This window comes from Stenotrophomonas sp. PvP093 (assembly GCF_017876915.1).
GTDB classification, from domain to species: Bacteria; Pseudomonadota; Gammaproteobacteria; order Xanthomonadales; family Xanthomonadaceae; genus Stenotrophomonas; species Stenotrophomonas muris.
In genome coordinates this window covers 3,446,686-3,463,022 of record NZ_JAGIOX010000004.1, presented here as the reverse complement: position 1 = coordinate 3,463,022, position 16,337 = coordinate 3,446,686, and the positions used below count along the sequence as shown (strand labels likewise).

The window sequence follows — 16,337 nt, the reverse complement described above, 5'->3', positions numbered from 1 at the left end:
ACATGTTGGGAAAACTCTCTCTTGAGTCGATCCCCCACGATCCGATCGTCCTGACGACGTTGATCGGCGCGGTTCTTGGTGGCCTGGGCGTCGTCGCCCTGATCACCAAGTTCAAGCTGTGGGGCTATCTGTGGAAGGAGTGGTTCACCTCGGTGGATCACAAGAAGATCGGCGTGATGTACCTCATCGTCGCCTTCGTCATGCTGCTGCGCGGTTTCTCCGACGCCATCATGATGCGTACCCAGCAGGCCATCGCCGTCGGTGGCTCCGAGGGCTACCTGCCGCCGCACCACTACGACCAGATCTTCACCGCCCACGGCGTGATCATGATCTTCTTCGTGGCGATGCCGCTGATCACCGGCCTGATGAACCTGGCCGTGCCGCTGCAGATCGGTGCGCGCGACGTCGCGTTCCCGTTCGTCAACTCGCTCAGCTTCTGGCTGTTCGTGTCCGGTGCGGTGCTGATCATGCTGTCGCTGTGGATCGGTGAGTTCGCTGCCACCGGCTGGCTGGCATTCCCGCCACTGTCGGGCATCGAATACAGTCCAAGCGTCGGCATGGACTACTACATCTGGGGTCTACAGGTCGCAGGCCTGGGTACCACGCTGAGCGGTATCAACTTCTTCATCACCATCCTGAAGATGCGTACCCCCAGCATGAAGCTGATGCAGATGCCGGTGTTCACCTGGACCGCCCTGGTGACCAACGTGCTGATCGTCGCTGCCTTCCCGGTGCTGACCATCACCCTGGTGCTGCTGACCCTGGACCGTTACCTGGGTACGCACTTCTTCACCAATGACGGTGGCGGCAACGCCATGCTGTACATCAACCTGATCTGGATCTGGGGTCACCCGGAGGTGTACATCCTGGTCCTGCCGGCGTTCGGTGTGTTCTCCGAAGTCATCGCGACCTTCTCGCGCAAGGCGCTGTTCGGCTACAAGGGCATGGTCTACGCCACCGCCTGCATCGGCGTGCTGTCGTTCATCGTGTGGCTGCACCACTTCTTCACCATGGGCTCCGGTGCCAACGTCAATGCCTTCTTCGGCATCACGACGATGATCATCTCGATCCCGACCGGCGTGAAGATCTTCAACTGGCTGTTCACCATGTTCCGCGGCCGCGTGCACTTCACCACCCCGGTGCTGTGGACCATCGGCTTCATGGTCACCTTCGTCATCGGCGGCATGACCGGCGTGATGCTGGCGATCCCGGCCATCGACTTCGTGCTGCACAACAGCCTGTTCCTGATCGCCCACTTCCACAACGTCATCATCGGCGGCGTGGTGTTCGGCATGTTCGCCGGCATCACCTACTGGTGGCCGAAGATGTTCGGCTTCCGCCTCAATGAGTTCTGGGGCAAGTGCGCGTTCTGGTGCTGGTTCATCGGCTTCTACGTGACCTTCATGCCGATGTACGTGCTGGGCTTCATGGGCATGACCCGTCGCCTGCAGAGCACGGTCAACCCGGCCTATGAGCCGCTGCTGCTGATCGCCGCCGCAGGTGCCTTCATCGTTGGCGCCGGCATCCTGTGCCAGATCATCCAGGTGGCCGTCTCGATCCGCGACCGCAAGAAGACCGTCGACCTGACCGGCGACCCGTGGGATGCCCGTACGCTGGAGTGGGAAACCTCTTCGCCGCCGGCCTTCTACAACTTCGGCACGCTGCCGGAAGTCACCGAGCTGGACGATTTCTGGGAGCGCAAGCAGCGTGGTGAAGCCTGGCCGAAGCCGGCCAAGTACACCGACATCCACATGCCGCGCAACACCGGCACGGGCGTTGTCATCGGTGCTTTCAGCCTGGTGTTCGGCTTCGCGATGATCTGGCACATCTGGTGGCTGGCCATCGTCGGCTTCGTCGGCATGATCGCCACGTTCATCTACCGCACCTTCGACCAGGACGTGGACTACTGGGTCCCGGCCGCCGAGGTGGAACGCATCGAGAACGAACACCGCAAGCACCTGGAAGCCCAGGGCCTGGTGAAGTCGGAGCTGAAGGCATGAGCACCAATACCTCGACCCTGAGCCACGGGCACGCCGCGCACGCGGCGGCCCATGGCCATGACGACCACGAGCACCACGACACCGGCGGCAACACCGTCTTCGGTTTCTGGGTGTACCTGATGAGCGACTGCCTCATCTTCGCCTCGCTGTTCGCCACCTACGTGGTGCTGGCAGGCGGTACCGATGGTGGCCCGACCGCGAAGGACCTGTTCGAACTGCCGTTCGTGGCGTGGGAAACCGCGCTGCTGCTGACCTCGTCGCTGACCTTCGGCCTGGGCATGATCGCCATGCACCGCAAGCAGGTTGGCCAGATGTTCCTGTGGCTGGCGGTTACCTGGCTGCTGGGCTTCGGCTTCATGTGCATGGAAGTCTATGAGTTCCAGCACCTGATCCATCAGGGCTACGGTCCGGACCGCAGTGCCTTCCTGTCGGCGTTCTTCGCCCTGGTCGGCACCCACGGCCTGCACGTCAGCGCCGGCCTGCTGTGGCTGCTGGTGATGTTCGTGCAGCTGAAGAAGTACGGCCTGACCCCGACCAACAAGACCCGCATGGCGTGCCTGAGCCTGTTCTGGCACTTCCTGGACCTGATCTGGATCGGCGTGTTCTCCGTCGTCTACCTCAATGGAGCGCTGTAATGGCACATGACAACCACGCACACGACCACGGCACCGGCGGCGAAAGCCACGGCAGCGTGAAGTCGTACCTGATCGGCTTCGTGCTGGCGGTGGTGCTGACCGTCATCCCGTTCTGGATGGTGATGTCGGGTGATTTCTCGCGCACCGTCAACGGTGTGGTGATCGCGGTCACCGCGGTGCTGCAGATGCTGGTCCACCTGGTGTTCTTCCTGCACCTGGACCGCTCTTCGGAAAGCCGCTGGAACGTCAACGCTGCGGCCTTCACCGTTGTGGTGATCGGCATCATCGTGATCGGCACCCTGTGGGTCATGCACAACATGAACGTGCACATGATGCACTGACGTCCTCGCGACGTTGCCACGCAGAAAGGCCGCCCTCGGGCGGCCTTTCTGTTCGCTGTGGTTGCGCGTTTCATGCACCCACCAGGCTGGTAGTGCCGGCCGCTGGCCGGCAATTACGCGAAGCCGGCCAGCGGCCGGCTCTACCAGGAGATCCACGCCATGCGTGGATGGGGTCAGATCCCTTGCCTGCGGCAAGGGATCCGACCCGGCATGGCCGGCACAGGGTGGTAGTGCCGGCCGCTGGCCGGCAATTACGCGAAGCCGGCCAGCGGCCGGCTCTACCAGGAGATCCACGCCATGCGTGGATGGGGTCAGAGCCCTTGCCTGCGGCAAGGGATCCGACCCCGGACCTGGCGCCTCACCCCACCCGGCGCAGGAATTCCTCGGCGTCCATCGGTCGGCCCAGGTGGTAACCCTGCAACTGATCACACCCCAGTTCGCTCAGGTACTCGCGCTGCGCCTGCGTCTCCACGCCCTCGGCCACCACCTGCAGCTGCAGGGTGCGGCCCAGCGCGATGATCGACGAGACGATGGCGGCGTCCTCGTCATTACGCTCCAGGTCGTGCACGAACGCACGGTCGATCTTCAGTTCGGTGGCCGGCATGCGCTTGAGGTACAGCAGGCTGGAATAGCCAGTGCCGAAATCATCGATGGCGATGTGCACGCCCATCGCGGTCAGGTCGTTGAGAATCGCGAGGCTGGCATCGACGTCCTTCATCGCCGTGGTCTCGGTGATCTCCAGGGTCAGCCGCGCCGGTTCGATCCGGTGCCGGTGCAGCACCTCGCGCACGCTGTCCAGCAGTGCCGGCGAGGCGAACTGCAGCGGCGAGAGGTTCACCGCCATTGTCCATTCCGTATGCCCGGCCTGGTGCCATGCCCGCAGCTGCGCACAGGCGCGGTCCAATACCCAGTCACCGATCGGCAGGATCAGGCCGCTGCGCTCGGCAATGGGGATGAACACGTCCGGCGCCAGCAGTCCCAGCTCCGGGTGCTGCCAGCGCAGCAGCGCTTCGGCCCCGGTGGCCGGTGCGCCGGCGGCAGGGAACTTGGGCTGGTAATGCAGGATCAGTTCGTCGCGGGCGATGGCCTTGCGCAGGTCCTGCAGCAGGCGCAGCTGGCGGTTGGCACTGAGCTGCATCGAGGGGGTGAAGAAGGTGTAGCCGTTCCGCCCGGTTTCCTTGGTGTGGTACATCGCCGCATCGGCGTGGGCCATCAGCTCGCGCTCGTTGCCGGCGTCATCCGGGTACAGGGCAATGCCCAGGCTGGCGCTGACCTGCAGTTCGGCCGCATCCAGCAGGAACGGTTCGCCGGCCGCGGCGATGATGCGCTCGGCCACCACCACCGCATCGTCGGGAATGTCGATGGCCAGCACGATCACGAACTCATCGCCGCCGAGGCGGGCCAACGTATCCTGCGGTCGCAGCTGGCCGCCGATGCGCTGTGCCACCGCCACCAGCAGGCGGTCGCCGAGCTGGTGGCCGTACGCATCATTGACCGCCTTGAAGCCGTCCAGGTCGCAGAACATCACCGCCACTGCATGGTTGCGGCGCCGCGCCTTCTCGATGGCCTGCTCGATGCGGTCCTGCAGCAGCATGCGGTTGGGCAGCTGGGTCAACGGGTCGTGCAGCGCGGCCTGGATCAGCTTGTCGTTGGCGTGCGCCAGCGAATCGGCCAGCAGACCGGTGCGCACGCGCATCTGCCGGTCGAACAGCGAGGCGACCAGGGCGATGCCCAGCGTGGCCACGGTGGTGACGATCACCAGCACCGCCAGCCAGCGCGTGTCGATGCCGCCACTGCCGACGGCGCCACAGATGCTGCCTTCGGGGAAGCGCGCCGCCGCCATGCCGGTGTAATGCATGCCGACGATGGCCAGGCCCATCACCAGCGAAGCAAGCGCGCGCAGCAGCAGGGTGTTGCGCCGCTCGGTGCGCAGGCGGAAGGCGATCCACAGTGCGGCGCCGGCGGCACCGATGGCCACCGCGATGGAGGCGGCAAACCAGCCCGGGTGGTAGTCGATGCCCGGCTGCATGCGCATCGCCGCCATGCCCAGGTAGTGCATGGTGGCGATGCCCAGGCCCATCAGCACGGCCCCGGCCAGCAGCCGGCGCCACGGCAGGCTGGGCCGCGACACCAGCCACAGCGCATAGGCCGAGGCGCCGATCGAGACCGCCAGCGAGTACAGGGTGATGCCAAGGTCGTAACCCACCGGAATCGGCAGGTCGAAGGCGAGCATGCCGATGAAGTGCATCGACCAGATGCCCAGGCCCATGGCCGCCGCGCCGCCGGCCAGCCACCAGCGGGCCACGCGACCCTCGGCCGTGGCCAGGCGCCCGGCCATGTCCAGCGCCGTGTACGAAGCAAGAATGGCCACCAGCAGGGAGATGATGACCAGGCTCTGACTGTAGCTGCCAGTCATGATGAATCCAGTGGGGGAGGGAGGGGCGCCCGCAAGGCGCACGCCCGCGACCCCTATCGGCGCAGGTGGGCAGGACTTGAGTGGTCGCAGCACCTGCGACCCGGCTCGGCTATCCTGCCACGCCTGTTCCCGTTGCTGGAAATCATCCGATGGCAAAAGCCCGCACCGCCTACGTCTGCAATGAATGCGGCGCCGAATTCAGCAAGTGGCAGGGCCAGTGCACCGAGTGCAACGCCTGGAACTCGCTGTCGGAGATCGTGCTGGAAAGCGCGGCGGCGGCCAAGGCGCCGGCTTCGCGCCGGGCCGGCTGGGCCGGCAAGATCGACCCGCCGAAGATCACCGCCCTGAAGGACGTGGAGCAGACCGAGCATCGCCGGGTCTCCACCGGCATCGGCGAGTTCGACCGGGTGCTGGGCGGTGGCCTGGTCGAGGGCGCGGTGGTGCTGGTCGGTGGCGATCCGGGCATCGGCAAGTCGACCCTGCTGCTGCAGGCGGTGGCGAAGATGGCGGCCGAACTGCCGGTGCTGTACGTCACCGGCGAGGAATCGCTGGCGCAGGTCGCCGGCCGCGCGCACCGCCTGGAGCTGCCGCTGGACGGGGTCAACGCACTGGCCGAGACCGGGGTCGAATCGATCCTGCAGCATGCGTCCAAGGCCGGCCCGCGGCTGATCGTGGCCGACTCCGTGCAGACCCTGTGGACCGAGAGCCTGACCGCCGCGCCCGGTTCGGTCAGCCAGGTGCGCGAGAGCGCGGCGCGGCTGGTCCGGTTTGCCAAGGAGACCGGCACCGCCGTGTTCCTGGTCGGCCACGTGACCAAGGAGGGCGGCATCGCCGGCCCGCGCGTGCTCGAGCACATGGTCGATGCAGTGCTGTATTTCGAGGGCGAGAGCGGCAGCCGCTTCCGCCTGCTGCGCGCGTTCAAGAACCGCTTCGGTGCGGTCAACGAACTGGGCGTGTTCGCGATGGGCGACAAGGGCCTGAAGGAGGTCTCCAACCCATCGGCGATCTTCCTGTCCGGCGGCAGCACCCATCAGCCGGGCAGCTGCGTGATGGTCACCCGCGAGGGCACCCGGCCGCTGCTGGTGGAGGTGCAGGCGCTGGTCGATGCGTCGCCGCTGTCGAATCCGCGCCGTGTCGCGGTCGGCCTGGAGCAGAACCGCCTGGCCATGCTGCTGGCGGTACTGCATCGCCACGGTGGCGTGCTGGTCGGCGACCAGGACGTGTTCGTCAACGTGGTCGGTGGCATCCGCGTGCAGGAAACCGCCGCCGACCTGCCGGTGCTGCTGGCCGTATTGTCCTCGCTGCAGGACCGGCCGCTGGCGGAAAAGACGATTGCGTTCGGCGAGGTGGGCCTGTCCGGTGAGATCCGACCGGTGCCCAATGGCGAAGACCGCCTGCGCGAGGCCGCCACCCATGGCTTCAAGCGCGCCATCGTGCCCAAGGCCAATGCGCCCAAGGGCGGATCGGTGAAAGGCATGGAAGTGATCGCGGTGGAGCGCCTGTCCGAGGCCATCGACGCGGCGTGAGGCACGGGGGGGGACTGCTGCGGGGCCTGCCTCTACATACGTCATATACGGCAACGGTCAGGCTGGCTGTGCTAGTTTTTCCCGCTCGACGAAGGCGCCCTCTGGCGCCTTTCCGTGCCCAGGAGTAAACGATTACATGCAGGACACCGCGCTCACCGCCCCCAACGCCGAGATCCGTCGTGCCGGGGTCGATCTCAATGGACTGATGACGGTGCTGGGCAAGCACCTGTATTCCACCCCGGTGGTGGCGCTGCGCGAACTGGTGCAGAACGCGCACGACTCGATCATCCGCCGCCGCATCGAGCAGCCCGGCGTCCAGGTGCCTTCGCGCATTTCGGTGCAGGTCGATGCCGGTGCCGGCGTGCTGCGCATCACCGATACCGGTGCCGGCCTGACCCGCCAGGAGATCCACGACTACCTGGCCACCGTCGGCGTCGGCTATACCCGTGGCCTGCGCCAGGGCGGCGAGGATGATGAAGGCCTGATCGGCATGTTCGGCCTCGGCTTCCTGTCGGCCTTCGTGCTGGCGCGCCGGGTCAGCGTGCGTACCACCTCGTACCAGACGCCGGAGCTGGGCCATCTGTACGTGTCCAGCAATGCCGAGCAGTACACCGTCAGCGAAGTGCCGGCACGTGCGGTCGGCACCGAGGTGGAACTGGAGCTGCATCCGGACTTCCTGCCGCTGGCCAACGAGGCGCGCCTGCACGAGGTGCTGGGCCGCTACTGCGCGCTGCTGTCCGAACCGATCTTCATCGGTGCTGCGACCGAAGCGCTCAACCCCGAGCCGCCGCCGTGGCGGGGGCAGGGTGACGTGGCCGTGCACCCGGTGCAGGCACGCCGCCAGGCACTGCAGTTCGCCGCGCGCTTCGAGCACGATTTCGAGCCGATCGTCACCGTGCCGCTGCGTGCCGACGGCAACAGCGATGCCACCGGCCTGCTGTGGGTGCAGGATGGTGCCACCTATGGCACCAGCGACAACCGCAACCTGTCGGTGTTCGTGCGCGGCATGCTGCTGGATGACGATGCCCGTGACCTGCTGCCGCCGTGGGCTGGCTTCATCGGCGGGGTGATCGAATCCTCGCGGCTGACTCCCACCGCCAGCCGCGAAGACCTGCAGCGCGATGACCAGTACCGCGCTGTGCAACATGCCTTGCTGGAGGCGCTGATCGATGGTCTGGCCGACGTTGCGCGGCAGCAGCCGGAGGCGTGGCGACGCGTATTGAGCCGCCACAACGAGGCGCTGCTGGGCGCGGCGCTGTGCGATGACCGCCTGTTCGACCTGCTGATGGAGCATGTGCGCGTGCCGACCTCGCAGGGCGACCTGCCGGCCAGTGCCCTGCCGGCGCGCGGTGCCGTGCATGTCATCCTCGACAATGGCGGTGGCTTCGAAGAGATGCTGTTCCGCGCGATGGGGGTGCCGGTCGCGCATGGCCATCGCTACGCGGTGGTGCCGTTCCTGCGGCGCTGGGCCCAGGCCAAGGGCCTGCGCCTGGTTGAACTCGGCACCGAGCAGGGCAATCGCGCACTGTTCCGCAGCGATGACAGCCTCGACGACGCGCAGCTCGCATGGCTGCGCGAACAGCTGGGTGATGGCGAGCAGCTGCTGCCGGCGCGTTTCAGCCCGGAAGCACTGCCGGTGGTGGTGGTGCCCGACCGCGAGGCCGAACTGAAGCAGCGCCTGGAAGACGACGAGAACGACAAGCGCGTTTCGATGGCGGCGCTGCGCCTGGCGCGCCAGTTCACCGCACGCATCGAATCGCGCGCACCCTCGCGGCTGTACCTCAACCTCGACAACCCGGCGGTGCAGGCGCTGCTGCGCGCCCAGCGCGAGGGCCACCCGCAGGCCGAAGCGGCGGCGCGCCTGCTGCGCTCGCTGAAGATCATCGTCGCTGCGCAGGGCCGTCCCTTGGCCCGGGCAACGACCGCCACGCAGGGCCCGGATCTCAACGGCGCCTTTACCGATATCGCCGGTGCTCTGCAGCAGATGCTGCGCTGAGCACCGCGCCCTCTCATCCAGCCTTCGCTAGACAGGAGTACTTACCCCATGGACATCTGGAACTGGGTCGAAAAACTGCAGGGCGACCTGCGCCAGGCCGGCCAGGCGCAGAACGCGCACCTGCTGAACCGCCTCGCCGACGAGGTCAGTGAACTGCAGATCGACCGCGTCGATGCACTGCTGCCCGAAGCACGCGCACTGGGCAAGGCGCTCGACAACCCCTGGGTCGACGTCTACGTCGGCCACTGGGCGCTGCGCAACCGCGTCGGCAACCGTGTTGAAGGCGAGAGCGCACTTGGCGAAGCCGTTTCGCTGTTCGAGCGGGCACACCGCGAAGACACCCTGGAATGCCCGCAGTCGATCTGCGTGACCCAGGACCTGGCCGCCTGCTACGGCAACATCGATGGCCCGGGCTGGGTGCCCGAGCGCATCGAGGTGTGCGACGAGACCCTCGGCCGCATCGATCCCAGCTGGGCCTGCTTCCAGTGCCTGAGCTGCGAGAAAGCCGATGCGCTGCTCGACGATGGCCGTGGCCAGGAGGCGCTGGATTACCTGCAGGCGCAGGCCGACGCCGTGGAGGCCTGTGGCAAGGAAGTGTTCGACAGCTTCCCGGAGATGCAGATCAAGATCCTGCTCGCTGTCGGCCGCGCCGACGAGGCACTGGCGCTGATCGAGAAGCGCGAAGCCGAAGTGGCCGCCTCCGGGGAGTACGAGCCGGCCAACTGCACGGTGCCGCGCCGCTTGTCCAAGGCATGGGCGTTGGCCCAGCTGGGCCGCGACGAAGAAGCGCTGCAGCAGCTGGTGCCGTGGAGCGAGCTGACCCCGAACTACTGGCGGCTGTGGGCGAACACCGCCGCAGCGCTGTGCCAGCGTGACCCTGCGCGCAATACGTGGGACCTGGGCACGCGCTTCAACACGATCATCGAGCACTTCGCCCGGGTCGGATCGCATCGCCTGCTGATCGAAGTGGCAGCGCTGAGCCTGGAGCTTGCCCTGCAGCGTGGTGCGCGCTGGGTGGCGCTGCGCCAGCTGGAACTGGCCCGCACCCATCTGGCGCAGCTGCGCCAGGACCGGGGGGCGGCAGCGCTGGTGGCCGGCCTGGCGGCACGCATCGATGCATTGCCGGATGTCGCACCGCTGCCGGTGCCGGCCGGCGAGCTGCTGGCATGGCTGGACGCGCAGGGTGAACAGAACCAGGCGCGCGACCCCGAGCGCGAGGCGCAGTGGTTGCTGCAGGCGCAGGCGCAGCTGCCCGATGACGAGGCCTTGGCCGAGATGGCCGCCTCGGCGCTGAGCGCCTGCGGCGCGCAGGCCGAGGCGCGAGCGCTGTTGTGGCGGTTCGTACGCAGCCATGCGCAGAACGATGGTCCCGCAGCCTACACGCTGATGCGCTGGCTGGCCGAGCAGGGGGACGACGACGGCCTGCGCCAGCTGGCCGAGGTCTACCGCAGCAGCGTGCCGGTGTTCGCGCACTGGTGCGACGTGCAGCGCGCACGCCGGGTGTCCGACTGGCCGGCGCTGGAGCAGGCGGCCCGATCGCTTCTGGAGCTGTCTCCGGGCTCGCACGGCGCGCGCGGCACGCTGGCGCGCATGTACATGGAAACCGGCCGCTTCAGCGAGGCCCAGGCCTGCTATGCGCAGTTGGTGGAGCTGCTGGACGAGCCGAACGCCGCGCATTGGGACCACATGAGTGCGGCCAGCGCGGCGCGCGACTGGGACGCGGTGCGCCGCTCGGCCGCGGCGATCGGCATGGAGCTGTCCAGCCACGAGGGCGTGGTCGACGAGCCTTGGGGCTGGGTGATCATCCGCAGCGAAGAGAACGGCGAACCGATGGAGTACTACGCCCGCCGCAGCGGCCCGGTGACCGCGCGCATCGTCGAGAATGCGCCGTCCAACCGCGCACAGCAGGTGGGCGACTGGGTGGTGTTCGATGCCGCACTGGTGCATCCGGCACCCGAGGAGGAGGAAGCGCGCGAGCATTTCATCCCGACCTATGCGCAGGTGCATGTGCTGGAGCGCGGCGGCTTCGCCCGCAGCTGGATGATCGATGGCGCGCACCCGGGCGAAGAGGCGTGGAATGCCTTCGTCGAGGCGGCCGAAGCACAGGGTTGGAAGGTGTGGTCGCACAGCCGCCCGGACTACACCGTCACCGACCCCGATAGGGAGGAGGGCACGCTGCCCGGCCTGCTGTTCACCGTCGCCCAGCCGCAGGACCATGCGCCGCTGGCGCTGCACCGCTTCCTCCAGCAGCACACCGCGACGTGGCCGCATCCGCATTGCTGGCTGCGCCTGGCTGAAGCCTGTGACCAGGATCGCCAGCCGCATCTGGACGTGATCGAGCGTTACGGGTTGTAAGCTGCACGCTCCTGTAGAGCCGAGCCTGCGCTCGGCCCACGCGGAAAGCAGCCGAGCATGGGCTCGGCTCTACAACGGATCATCATCACCACCAGGGAATGGAATACATGCGAAAGACAGGGATGTTCGTGATCGCCGGGCTGCTGCTGGCCCCCACCGTGCAGGCCGCACCGGCCTGCCAGGAACCCATGGCCGTTGCCCGTGCCTTGTTCGAGGCCACGACCGGCAATGGCGACCTGCTGGAGCCACCGCCCGCGCTGGTCAGCCCGGCGTTCGGCAAGGCACTGCGTGGCGAGCGTGCCTGCCAGCAGCGCGAAGAGGGCATCTGCACGATCGATTCCGACCCGTGGCTGGATGCGCAGGACGGCGACATTGAAACCCCGGTGCGTTACCGCTGGAAAGAGGCCTCGGCCACTGCCGGCCAGGTCGAGATGCGCTATGCGGTATGGAAGAAGGCCTACGTGACCCGTCTGCCGATGGTGCGCCAGGGCCAGGGCTGCTGGCAGGTCGATGACATTCTCACCAACAGTGGACGCTCGGTACGGAAGATACTGGCGCAGCCGCTGCCTTGATCGTCTGCGGCATCCACGTAGGGCGTGGTTCAGTTGCCGGCCAGCGGCCGGCACTACCCGGTGATGTTGGGGTGGGTGCCGACCGTTGGGCGGCACGCTTCTATCGCGTATGCCCGAACACCAGTTCGATCACGAACTGGCTGCCGAAGAACGCCAGCAGCAGCAACAGCATTGCCGCCAGCGTCCAGTGCACCGCCTTCATGCCGCGCCAGCCGTAGCGGCGACGGCCGATCATCAGCACGCCGAACACGATCCACGACAGCACGCTCAGCACGGTCTTATGCACCAGCTTCTGCGCCAGCAGGTCGTCGACGAACAGCACGCCGGTGACCAGGGTCAGGGTCAGCAGCGCGAAGCCGACCGTGATCACCCGGAACAACAGCGATTCCAGGTCGGCCAGCGGTGGCAGCGCGCGCAGCCACGGGCGGAACTCGCGGCGGCGCAGGGCGCGTTCCTGCAGCCACAGCATGATCGCCAGCAGCGCGGCGATGCTCAGCGTGGCGTAGGCCAGCAGCGCCAGCCAGGCATGGCTGGCCAGGCGCCAGCCCAGCACCTTGCTCGGCTCGTGGCCGTAGCCGTGATAGGCCAGAAGCAGTACCGCGGCCAGTGGGAACACCACCACGCCCAGCGCCGACATGCGGCCGCGCGCGCCCACCAGCGAGGTCAGCCAGGCCATGCCCAGGCCGACCAGCGACAGCGCGGCGAAGAAGTGCATGTCCGGCCCGCCGTTGGTGCGCATCGCCACCATCACGTGGTAACCGCCATGCAGCAGCATCGCTGGCAGGGCCGGCCACAGCCAGGTGGGGGAGCCGGTGCTTTCATCGCGGCCGAGCGCGCGCACCAGCAGGGCACTGGCAGCCAGGTAGAGCAGGACGGCGATGAGAACGATTGTCATCGTTGCAGTTTCGCATACCCCTGTGATGCTGGCGACGGCCCGGTGGTCGCAGTCCGGGCGGACAGCCGGACCCGTTATACTGTCTGCCTTATTGTCCCCCGCTTTCAGACAGGTTGCGCCGCATGTTCGAGTCCCTGACCCAGCGCCTTTCCGGCACCATCGAGCGCCTGCGTGGCCGCGGCCGCCTGACCGAGGAGAACATCCGCGAGGCGACCCGCGAAGTGCGCATCGCGCTGCTCGAAGCCGACGTCGCGCTGCCGGTGGTGCAGGCCCTGATCGAGCGCATCAAGGTGCGCGCGGTCGGCCAGGAAGTGCTGAAGTCGCTGACCCCGGGCCAGGCCCTGATCAAGGTCGTGCGCGACGAGCTGACCGCGGTGATGGGTGCCGAGGCCAGCGACCTGAACCTCAATGTGCCCGCTCCGGCGATCATCCTGATGGCGGGCCTGCAGGGCGCCGGCAAGACCACCACGGTGGGCAAGCTGGCCAAGCACCTGAAGGAAAAGCGCAAGAAGAAGGTGATGGTGGTTTCGGCCGACGTCTACCGCCCGGCCGCGATCGAGCAGCTGAAGACCCTGGCCGAGCAGGTCGGCGTGCTGTTCTTCCCGTCCAGCGCCGACCAGAAGCCGGAGGCCATCGTCCGCGCCGCCATCGACGACGCGCGCAAGTCGTTCGTCGACGTGCTGCTGGTCGATACCGCCGGCCGCCTGGCCATCGACGAAGCGATGATGGCCGAGATCAAGGCCCTGCACGCTGCCGTGAACCCGGCCGAAACCCTGTTCGTGGTCGACGCCATGACCGGCCAGGACGCGGCCAACACCGCCAAGGCCTTCGGTGATGCGCTGCCGCTGACCGGCGTGGTGCTGACCAAGACCGACGGTGACGCCCGCGGCGGTGCCGCGCTGAGCGTGCGCTACATCACCGGCAAGCCGATCAAGTTCGTCGGTGTCAGCGAAAAGCCGGAAGGCCTGGACGTGTTCCATCCGGACCGCATCGCCAGCCGCATCCTCGACATGGGCGACGTGCTGTCGCTGGTCGAGCAGGTGGAGCAGCAGGTCGACAAGGACAAGGCCGCCAAGCTGGCCGAGAAGGTCGCGAAGGGAAAGAAGTTCGACCTGAACGACATGCGCGACCAGCTCGAGCAGATGCAGAACATGGGCGGCATCGGCGGCCTGATGGACAAGCTGCCGGGCCTGGGCAACATCCCCGACCACCTGAAGCAGCAGGTCAGCCAGGGCAAGGAAGTGCCGCGCATGATCGCCATCATCGGCTCGATGACCAAGAAGGAACGGCGCAACCCGAACCTGCTCAACGGCTCGCGCCGCGCGCGCATCGCCAAGGGTTCGGGCGTGACCCCGGCCGACGTCAACAAGCTGATGAAGCAGTACATGCAGATGGAAAAGATGATGAGCAAGATGGCCGGCGGTGGCATGAAGGGCATGTTGCGCAGCATGAAGGGCATGATGGGCGCCATGGGCGGCCGCGGCATGCCGTTCCGTTGATGACGGCCCCGTCCGCAGTGTGATGTAGCGCCCGAGCTCACGCTCGGGCGGCGGCGCGCAGCAGCAGGCTCGACTCTTCCCCTGTCCCGCGCGCACCATGGGGGCCTGTACGAAACGATGGGCCGTCATGCAGAGTTCCGCTGTAACTTCCCGCGTCGAGGCGTTCTGCCGGCGCTTTGGCATTTCCGTTCCGATCCTGCTGGCACCGATGGCCGGTGCCTGCCCCGTACCGTTGTCCGCCGCGCTGGCCAATGCGGGCAGCATGGGGGCGATGGGCGCGGTGCTGTCGTCGTCGGCCGATATCGGTCGCTGGATGGAGGACTTCCGCGCGACCTCCACCGGCCCGGCGCAGGTGAACCTGTGGCTGCCGGACCCCGCACCGAGCCGTGATGTCGCTGCCGAGGCCGCCAGCCGCGCATTCCTCGCGCAGTGGGGCCCGGACGTGCCGGCCAGCGCCGGCGACCCCACGCCTGCCGATTTCGAAGAACAGTTCGCTGCGTTGCTTGCGGCACGCCCGGCGGTGGCGTCGACCATCATGGGCGTGCTGCTGCCGCGCCACGTGCAGCAGCTGAAGGACGCCGGCATTGCCTGGATCGCCTGCGCGACCACCTTGTCCGAAGCGCGTGCCGCACAGGACGCCGGTGCCGACGCCGTGGTGGCGCAGGGCATGGAGGCCGGTGGCCATCGCGGTGCGTTTGATCCGGCAATGGCCGAACGCCAGCTGGTCGGGCTGTTCGCGCTGTTGCCGCGCCTGGCCGATCACCTGCAGATTCCGGTGATCGCTGCCGGTGGCATCGCCGATGGCCGTGGCATTGCTGCCGCACTCACCCTGGGGGCCAGCGCCGTCCAGATCGGCACCGCCTTCCTGCGCACGCCCGAGGCGGCGATCGCGTCGGCGTGGGCCGATGGGCTGGCCGCCAGCGAACCGGAAGATACCTGGCCGACGCGCGCGTTCAGCGGCCGCCTTGGCCGTGGCCTGGCGACCGCGTATGTGCGCGCCGCTGCTGCCGAAGGCGCCCCTGCGCCGCGCCCGTACCCGGTGCAGCGTGGCCTGACCGCGCCGATGCGCAAGCAGGCCGTGCAGGAAAATCGCCTGGCGGCGATGCAGGCCTGGGCCGGGCAGTCGGCGTGGATGGCGCCTGCACAGCCGGCCGCCGACGTGCTGCGCGGCATGTGGGAACAGGCGCAGGCGCTGCTGCGATGAGGGTCACCTGCAATGGCCAGCCGGCGCAGGTGGCGGACCTGCTGCCGGCGCTGGTGAACTACGGCCACTTCACCTCGCTGCAGGTGCGTGGTGGTGCAGTGCAGGGGCTGGACCTGCATCTGGCGCGGCTGTCGCAGGCCACGCGCGAACTGTTCGGCAGCGAACTGGACACGGTGCAGGTGCAGGCGTGGATGTCGCAGGCGCTGCGGCAGGCCGGCCTGGCCGATGCCTCGCTGCGGGTGACGGTGTACTCGCGCCGCTTCGATTTCCGCAATCCGCTGGCGGCCGTGCCGGTGGACGTGCTGGTGGCAGTTTCAGCGCCGGTGGCCCTGGCCGCGCCCAAGCGCGTGCGCAGCGTGGCCTGGCAGCGCGAAATGCCGCAGATCAAGCATGTGGGCACATTTGGCCTGTTTGCCGAGCGTCGCGCGGCGATGGCGCAAGGATTCGACGATGTGCTGTTCGTGACCGCCGATGGCGACGTGAGTGAAGGCAGCACCTGGAATCTGGCCGTGCACGATGGTGAACGGCTGCTCTGGCCGCAGGCGCCGGCCCTGCGCGGGACCGCCGAGGCGCTGTTGAAGCAGCATTGGCCGGGGGCACAGGCGACGCAGCCGTTGCGGCTGGCGGACCTGGCCGGTGTGAAGAGCGCGTTTGCCTGCAACGCCAGCGGTCTTTGGGCGCTGGACGCCATTGACGGGCATGTCCTGCCCGGCTCGCAGGCCTTGGCTGAACGGGGCAGGGCAGTGCTGGCGGCGGTGCCTTGGGACAGATTGGGGTCAGATCCCTTTTGCGGCGCAAAAGGGTTCTGACCCCGGGCGGGTTCCCCGGGGTTGGCTCGGCCGGGCTCTGCCGCTATAATCGCCCGCTTACCTCGCCATCCTGGCGACTGGGCAATAGG

At 67.6% G+C, this 16,337-nt stretch carries 12 protein-coding genes; 10 read left to right on the top strand and 2 right to left on the bottom strand.

From position 1 onward, the window contains the following. The first annotated feature begins 2 nt into the window (after positions 1 to 2). The 3 genes from cyoB to cyoD are packed head-to-tail and all read left to right on the top strand — an operon-like array spanning position 3 to position 2,976. Positions 3 to 2,000 (top strand): cytochrome o ubiquinol oxidase subunit I, encoded by a 1,998-nt coding sequence (gene cyoB / locus J3A72_RS18760; RefSeq protein ID WP_032956371.1) that lies wholly within the window; start codon positions 3 to 5, stop codon positions 1,998 to 2,000. Then, positions 1,997 to 2,635: a cytochrome o ubiquinol oxidase subunit III gene (gene cyoC / locus J3A72_RS18755; protein WP_014646393.1), complete on the top strand. Its 639-nt coding sequence runs from the start codon at positions 1,997 to 1,999 to the stop codon at positions 2,633 to 2,635. Before cyoB ends, cyoC begins: the two co-directional genes overlap by 4 nt. Beyond that, complete coding sequence (gene cyoD, locus J3A72_RS18750; protein WP_005415725.1) at positions 2,635 to 2,976, top strand: cytochrome o ubiquinol oxidase subunit IV; 342 nt, start codon at positions 2,635 to 2,637, stop codon at positions 2,974 to 2,976. The genes cyoC and cyoD overlap by 1 nt, the downstream gene beginning before the upstream one ends. 358 nt (positions 2,977 to 3,334) lie before the next feature. Here cyoD and J3A72_RS18745 read toward each other — a convergent pair whose 3' ends face one another. Beyond that, positions 3,335 to 5,392 (bottom strand): bifunctional diguanylate cyclase/phosphodiesterase, encoded by a 2,058-nt coding sequence (locus J3A72_RS18745; protein WP_075076182.1) that lies wholly within the window; start codon positions 5,390 to 5,392, stop codon positions 3,335 to 3,337. A gap of 149 nt (positions 5,393 to 5,541) precedes the next feature. Here J3A72_RS18745 and radA point away from each other — a divergent pair, with 149 nt between their 5' ends. The 4 genes from radA (at position 5,542) to J3A72_RS18725 (ending at position 11,841) form a co-directional block, all read left to right on the top strand. Next, a complete protein-coding gene (gene radA / locus J3A72_RS18740) occupies positions 5,542 to 6,918 on the top strand; it encodes a DNA repair protein RadA (protein WP_014646395.1) in 1,377 nt (458 codons plus the stop codon). A 136-nt stretch (positions 6,919 to 7,054) separates the two neighbouring features. Next, the gene (locus tag J3A72_RS18735) at positions 7,055 to 8,914 is read left to right on the top strand and encodes an ATP-binding protein (protein ID WP_014646396.1); all 1,860 of its coding nucleotides are present in this window, start codon (positions 7,055 to 7,057) and stop codon (positions 8,912 to 8,914) included. A 48-nt stretch (positions 8,915 to 8,962) separates the two neighbouring features. Then, on the top strand, positions 8,963 to 11,269 hold the full coding sequence (locus J3A72_RS18730; protein ID WP_075076183.1) for a tetratricopeptide repeat protein: 2,307 nt from the start codon (positions 8,963 to 8,965) through the stop codon (positions 11,267 to 11,269). A 107-nt stretch (positions 11,270 to 11,376) separates the two neighbouring features. Next, positions 11,377 to 11,841: a hypothetical protein gene (locus J3A72_RS18725; RefSeq protein ID WP_075076215.1), complete on the top strand. Its 465-nt coding sequence runs from the start codon at positions 11,377 to 11,379 to the stop codon at positions 11,839 to 11,841. 100 nt (positions 11,842 to 11,941) lie between these two features. Here J3A72_RS18725 and ccsA read toward each other — a convergent pair whose 3' ends face one another. Continuing rightward, positions 11,942 to 12,736 (bottom strand): cytochrome c biogenesis protein CcsA, encoded by a 795-nt coding sequence (gene ccsA, locus J3A72_RS18720; protein ID WP_075076184.1) that lies wholly within the window; start codon positions 12,734 to 12,736, stop codon positions 11,942 to 11,944. 122 nt (positions 12,737 to 12,858) lie between these two features. Here ccsA and ffh point away from each other — a divergent pair, with 122 nt between their 5' ends. The 3 genes from ffh to J3A72_RS18705 all read left to right on the top strand — a co-directional run bounded on the left by ffh (position 12,859) and on the right by J3A72_RS18705 (position 16,248). Continuing rightward, positions 12,859 to 14,235 (top strand): signal recognition particle protein, encoded by a 1,377-nt coding sequence (gene ffh / locus J3A72_RS18715; RefSeq protein WP_014036403.1) that lies wholly within the window; start codon positions 12,859 to 12,861, stop codon positions 14,233 to 14,235. 127 nt (positions 14,236 to 14,362) lie between these two features. Continuing rightward, positions 14,363 to 15,439: a nitronate monooxygenase gene (locus tag J3A72_RS18710; RefSeq protein WP_075076185.1), complete on the top strand. Its 1,077-nt coding sequence runs from the start codon at positions 14,363 to 14,365 to the stop codon at positions 15,437 to 15,439. Then, positions 15,436 to 16,248 carry an aminotransferase class IV family protein gene (locus tag J3A72_RS18705; RefSeq protein WP_046429550.1) on the top strand — a complete coding sequence of 271 codons (813 nt, stop codon included), beginning with the start codon at positions 15,436 to 15,438 and terminating at the stop codon, positions 16,246 to 16,248. The genes J3A72_RS18710 and J3A72_RS18705 overlap by 4 nt, the downstream gene beginning before the upstream one ends. Positions 16,249 to 16,337: the final 89 nt, after the last annotated feature.

Coding starts and splice junctions, on each gene's coding strand:
- J3A72_RS18705 (WP_046429550.1), top strand. CDS start 15,436: ATGAGGGTCACCTGCAATGGCCAGCCGGCGCAGGTGGCGGACCTGCTG.
- cyoB (WP_032956371.1), top strand. CDS start 3: ATGTTGGGAAAACTCTCTCTTGAGTCGATCCCCCACGATCCGATCGTC.
- J3A72_RS18710 (WP_075076185.1), top strand. CDS start 14,363: ATGCAGAGTTCCGCTGTAACTTCCCGCGTCGAGGCGTTCTGCCGGCGC.
- radA (WP_014646395.1), top strand. CDS start 5,542: ATGGCAAAAGCCCGCACCGCCTACGTCTGCAATGAATGCGGCGCCGAA.
- J3A72_RS18745 (WP_075076182.1), bottom strand. CDS start 5,392: ATGACTGGCAGCTACAGTCAGAGCCTGGTCATCATCTCCCTGCTGGTG.
- J3A72_RS18725 (WP_075076215.1), top strand. CDS start 11,377: ATGCGAAAGACAGGGATGTTCGTGATCGCCGGGCTGCTGCTGGCCCCC.
- J3A72_RS18735 (WP_014646396.1), top strand. CDS start 7,055: ATGCAGGACACCGCGCTCACCGCCCCCAACGCCGAGATCCGTCGTGCC.
- ffh (WP_014036403.1), top strand. CDS start 12,859: ATGTTCGAGTCCCTGACCCAGCGCCTTTCCGGCACCATCGAGCGCCTG.
- cyoC (WP_014646393.1), top strand. CDS start 1,997: ATGAGCACCAATACCTCGACCCTGAGCCACGGGCACGCCGCGCACGCG.
- J3A72_RS18730 (WP_075076183.1), top strand. CDS start 8,963: ATGGACATCTGGAACTGGGTCGAAAAACTGCAGGGCGACCTGCGCCAG.
- cyoD (WP_005415725.1), top strand. CDS start 2,635: ATGGCACATGACAACCACGCACACGACCACGGCACCGGCGGCGAAAGC.
- ccsA (WP_075076184.1), bottom strand. CDS start 12,736: ATGACAATCGTTCTCATCGCCGTCCTGCTCTACCTGGCTGCCAGTGCC.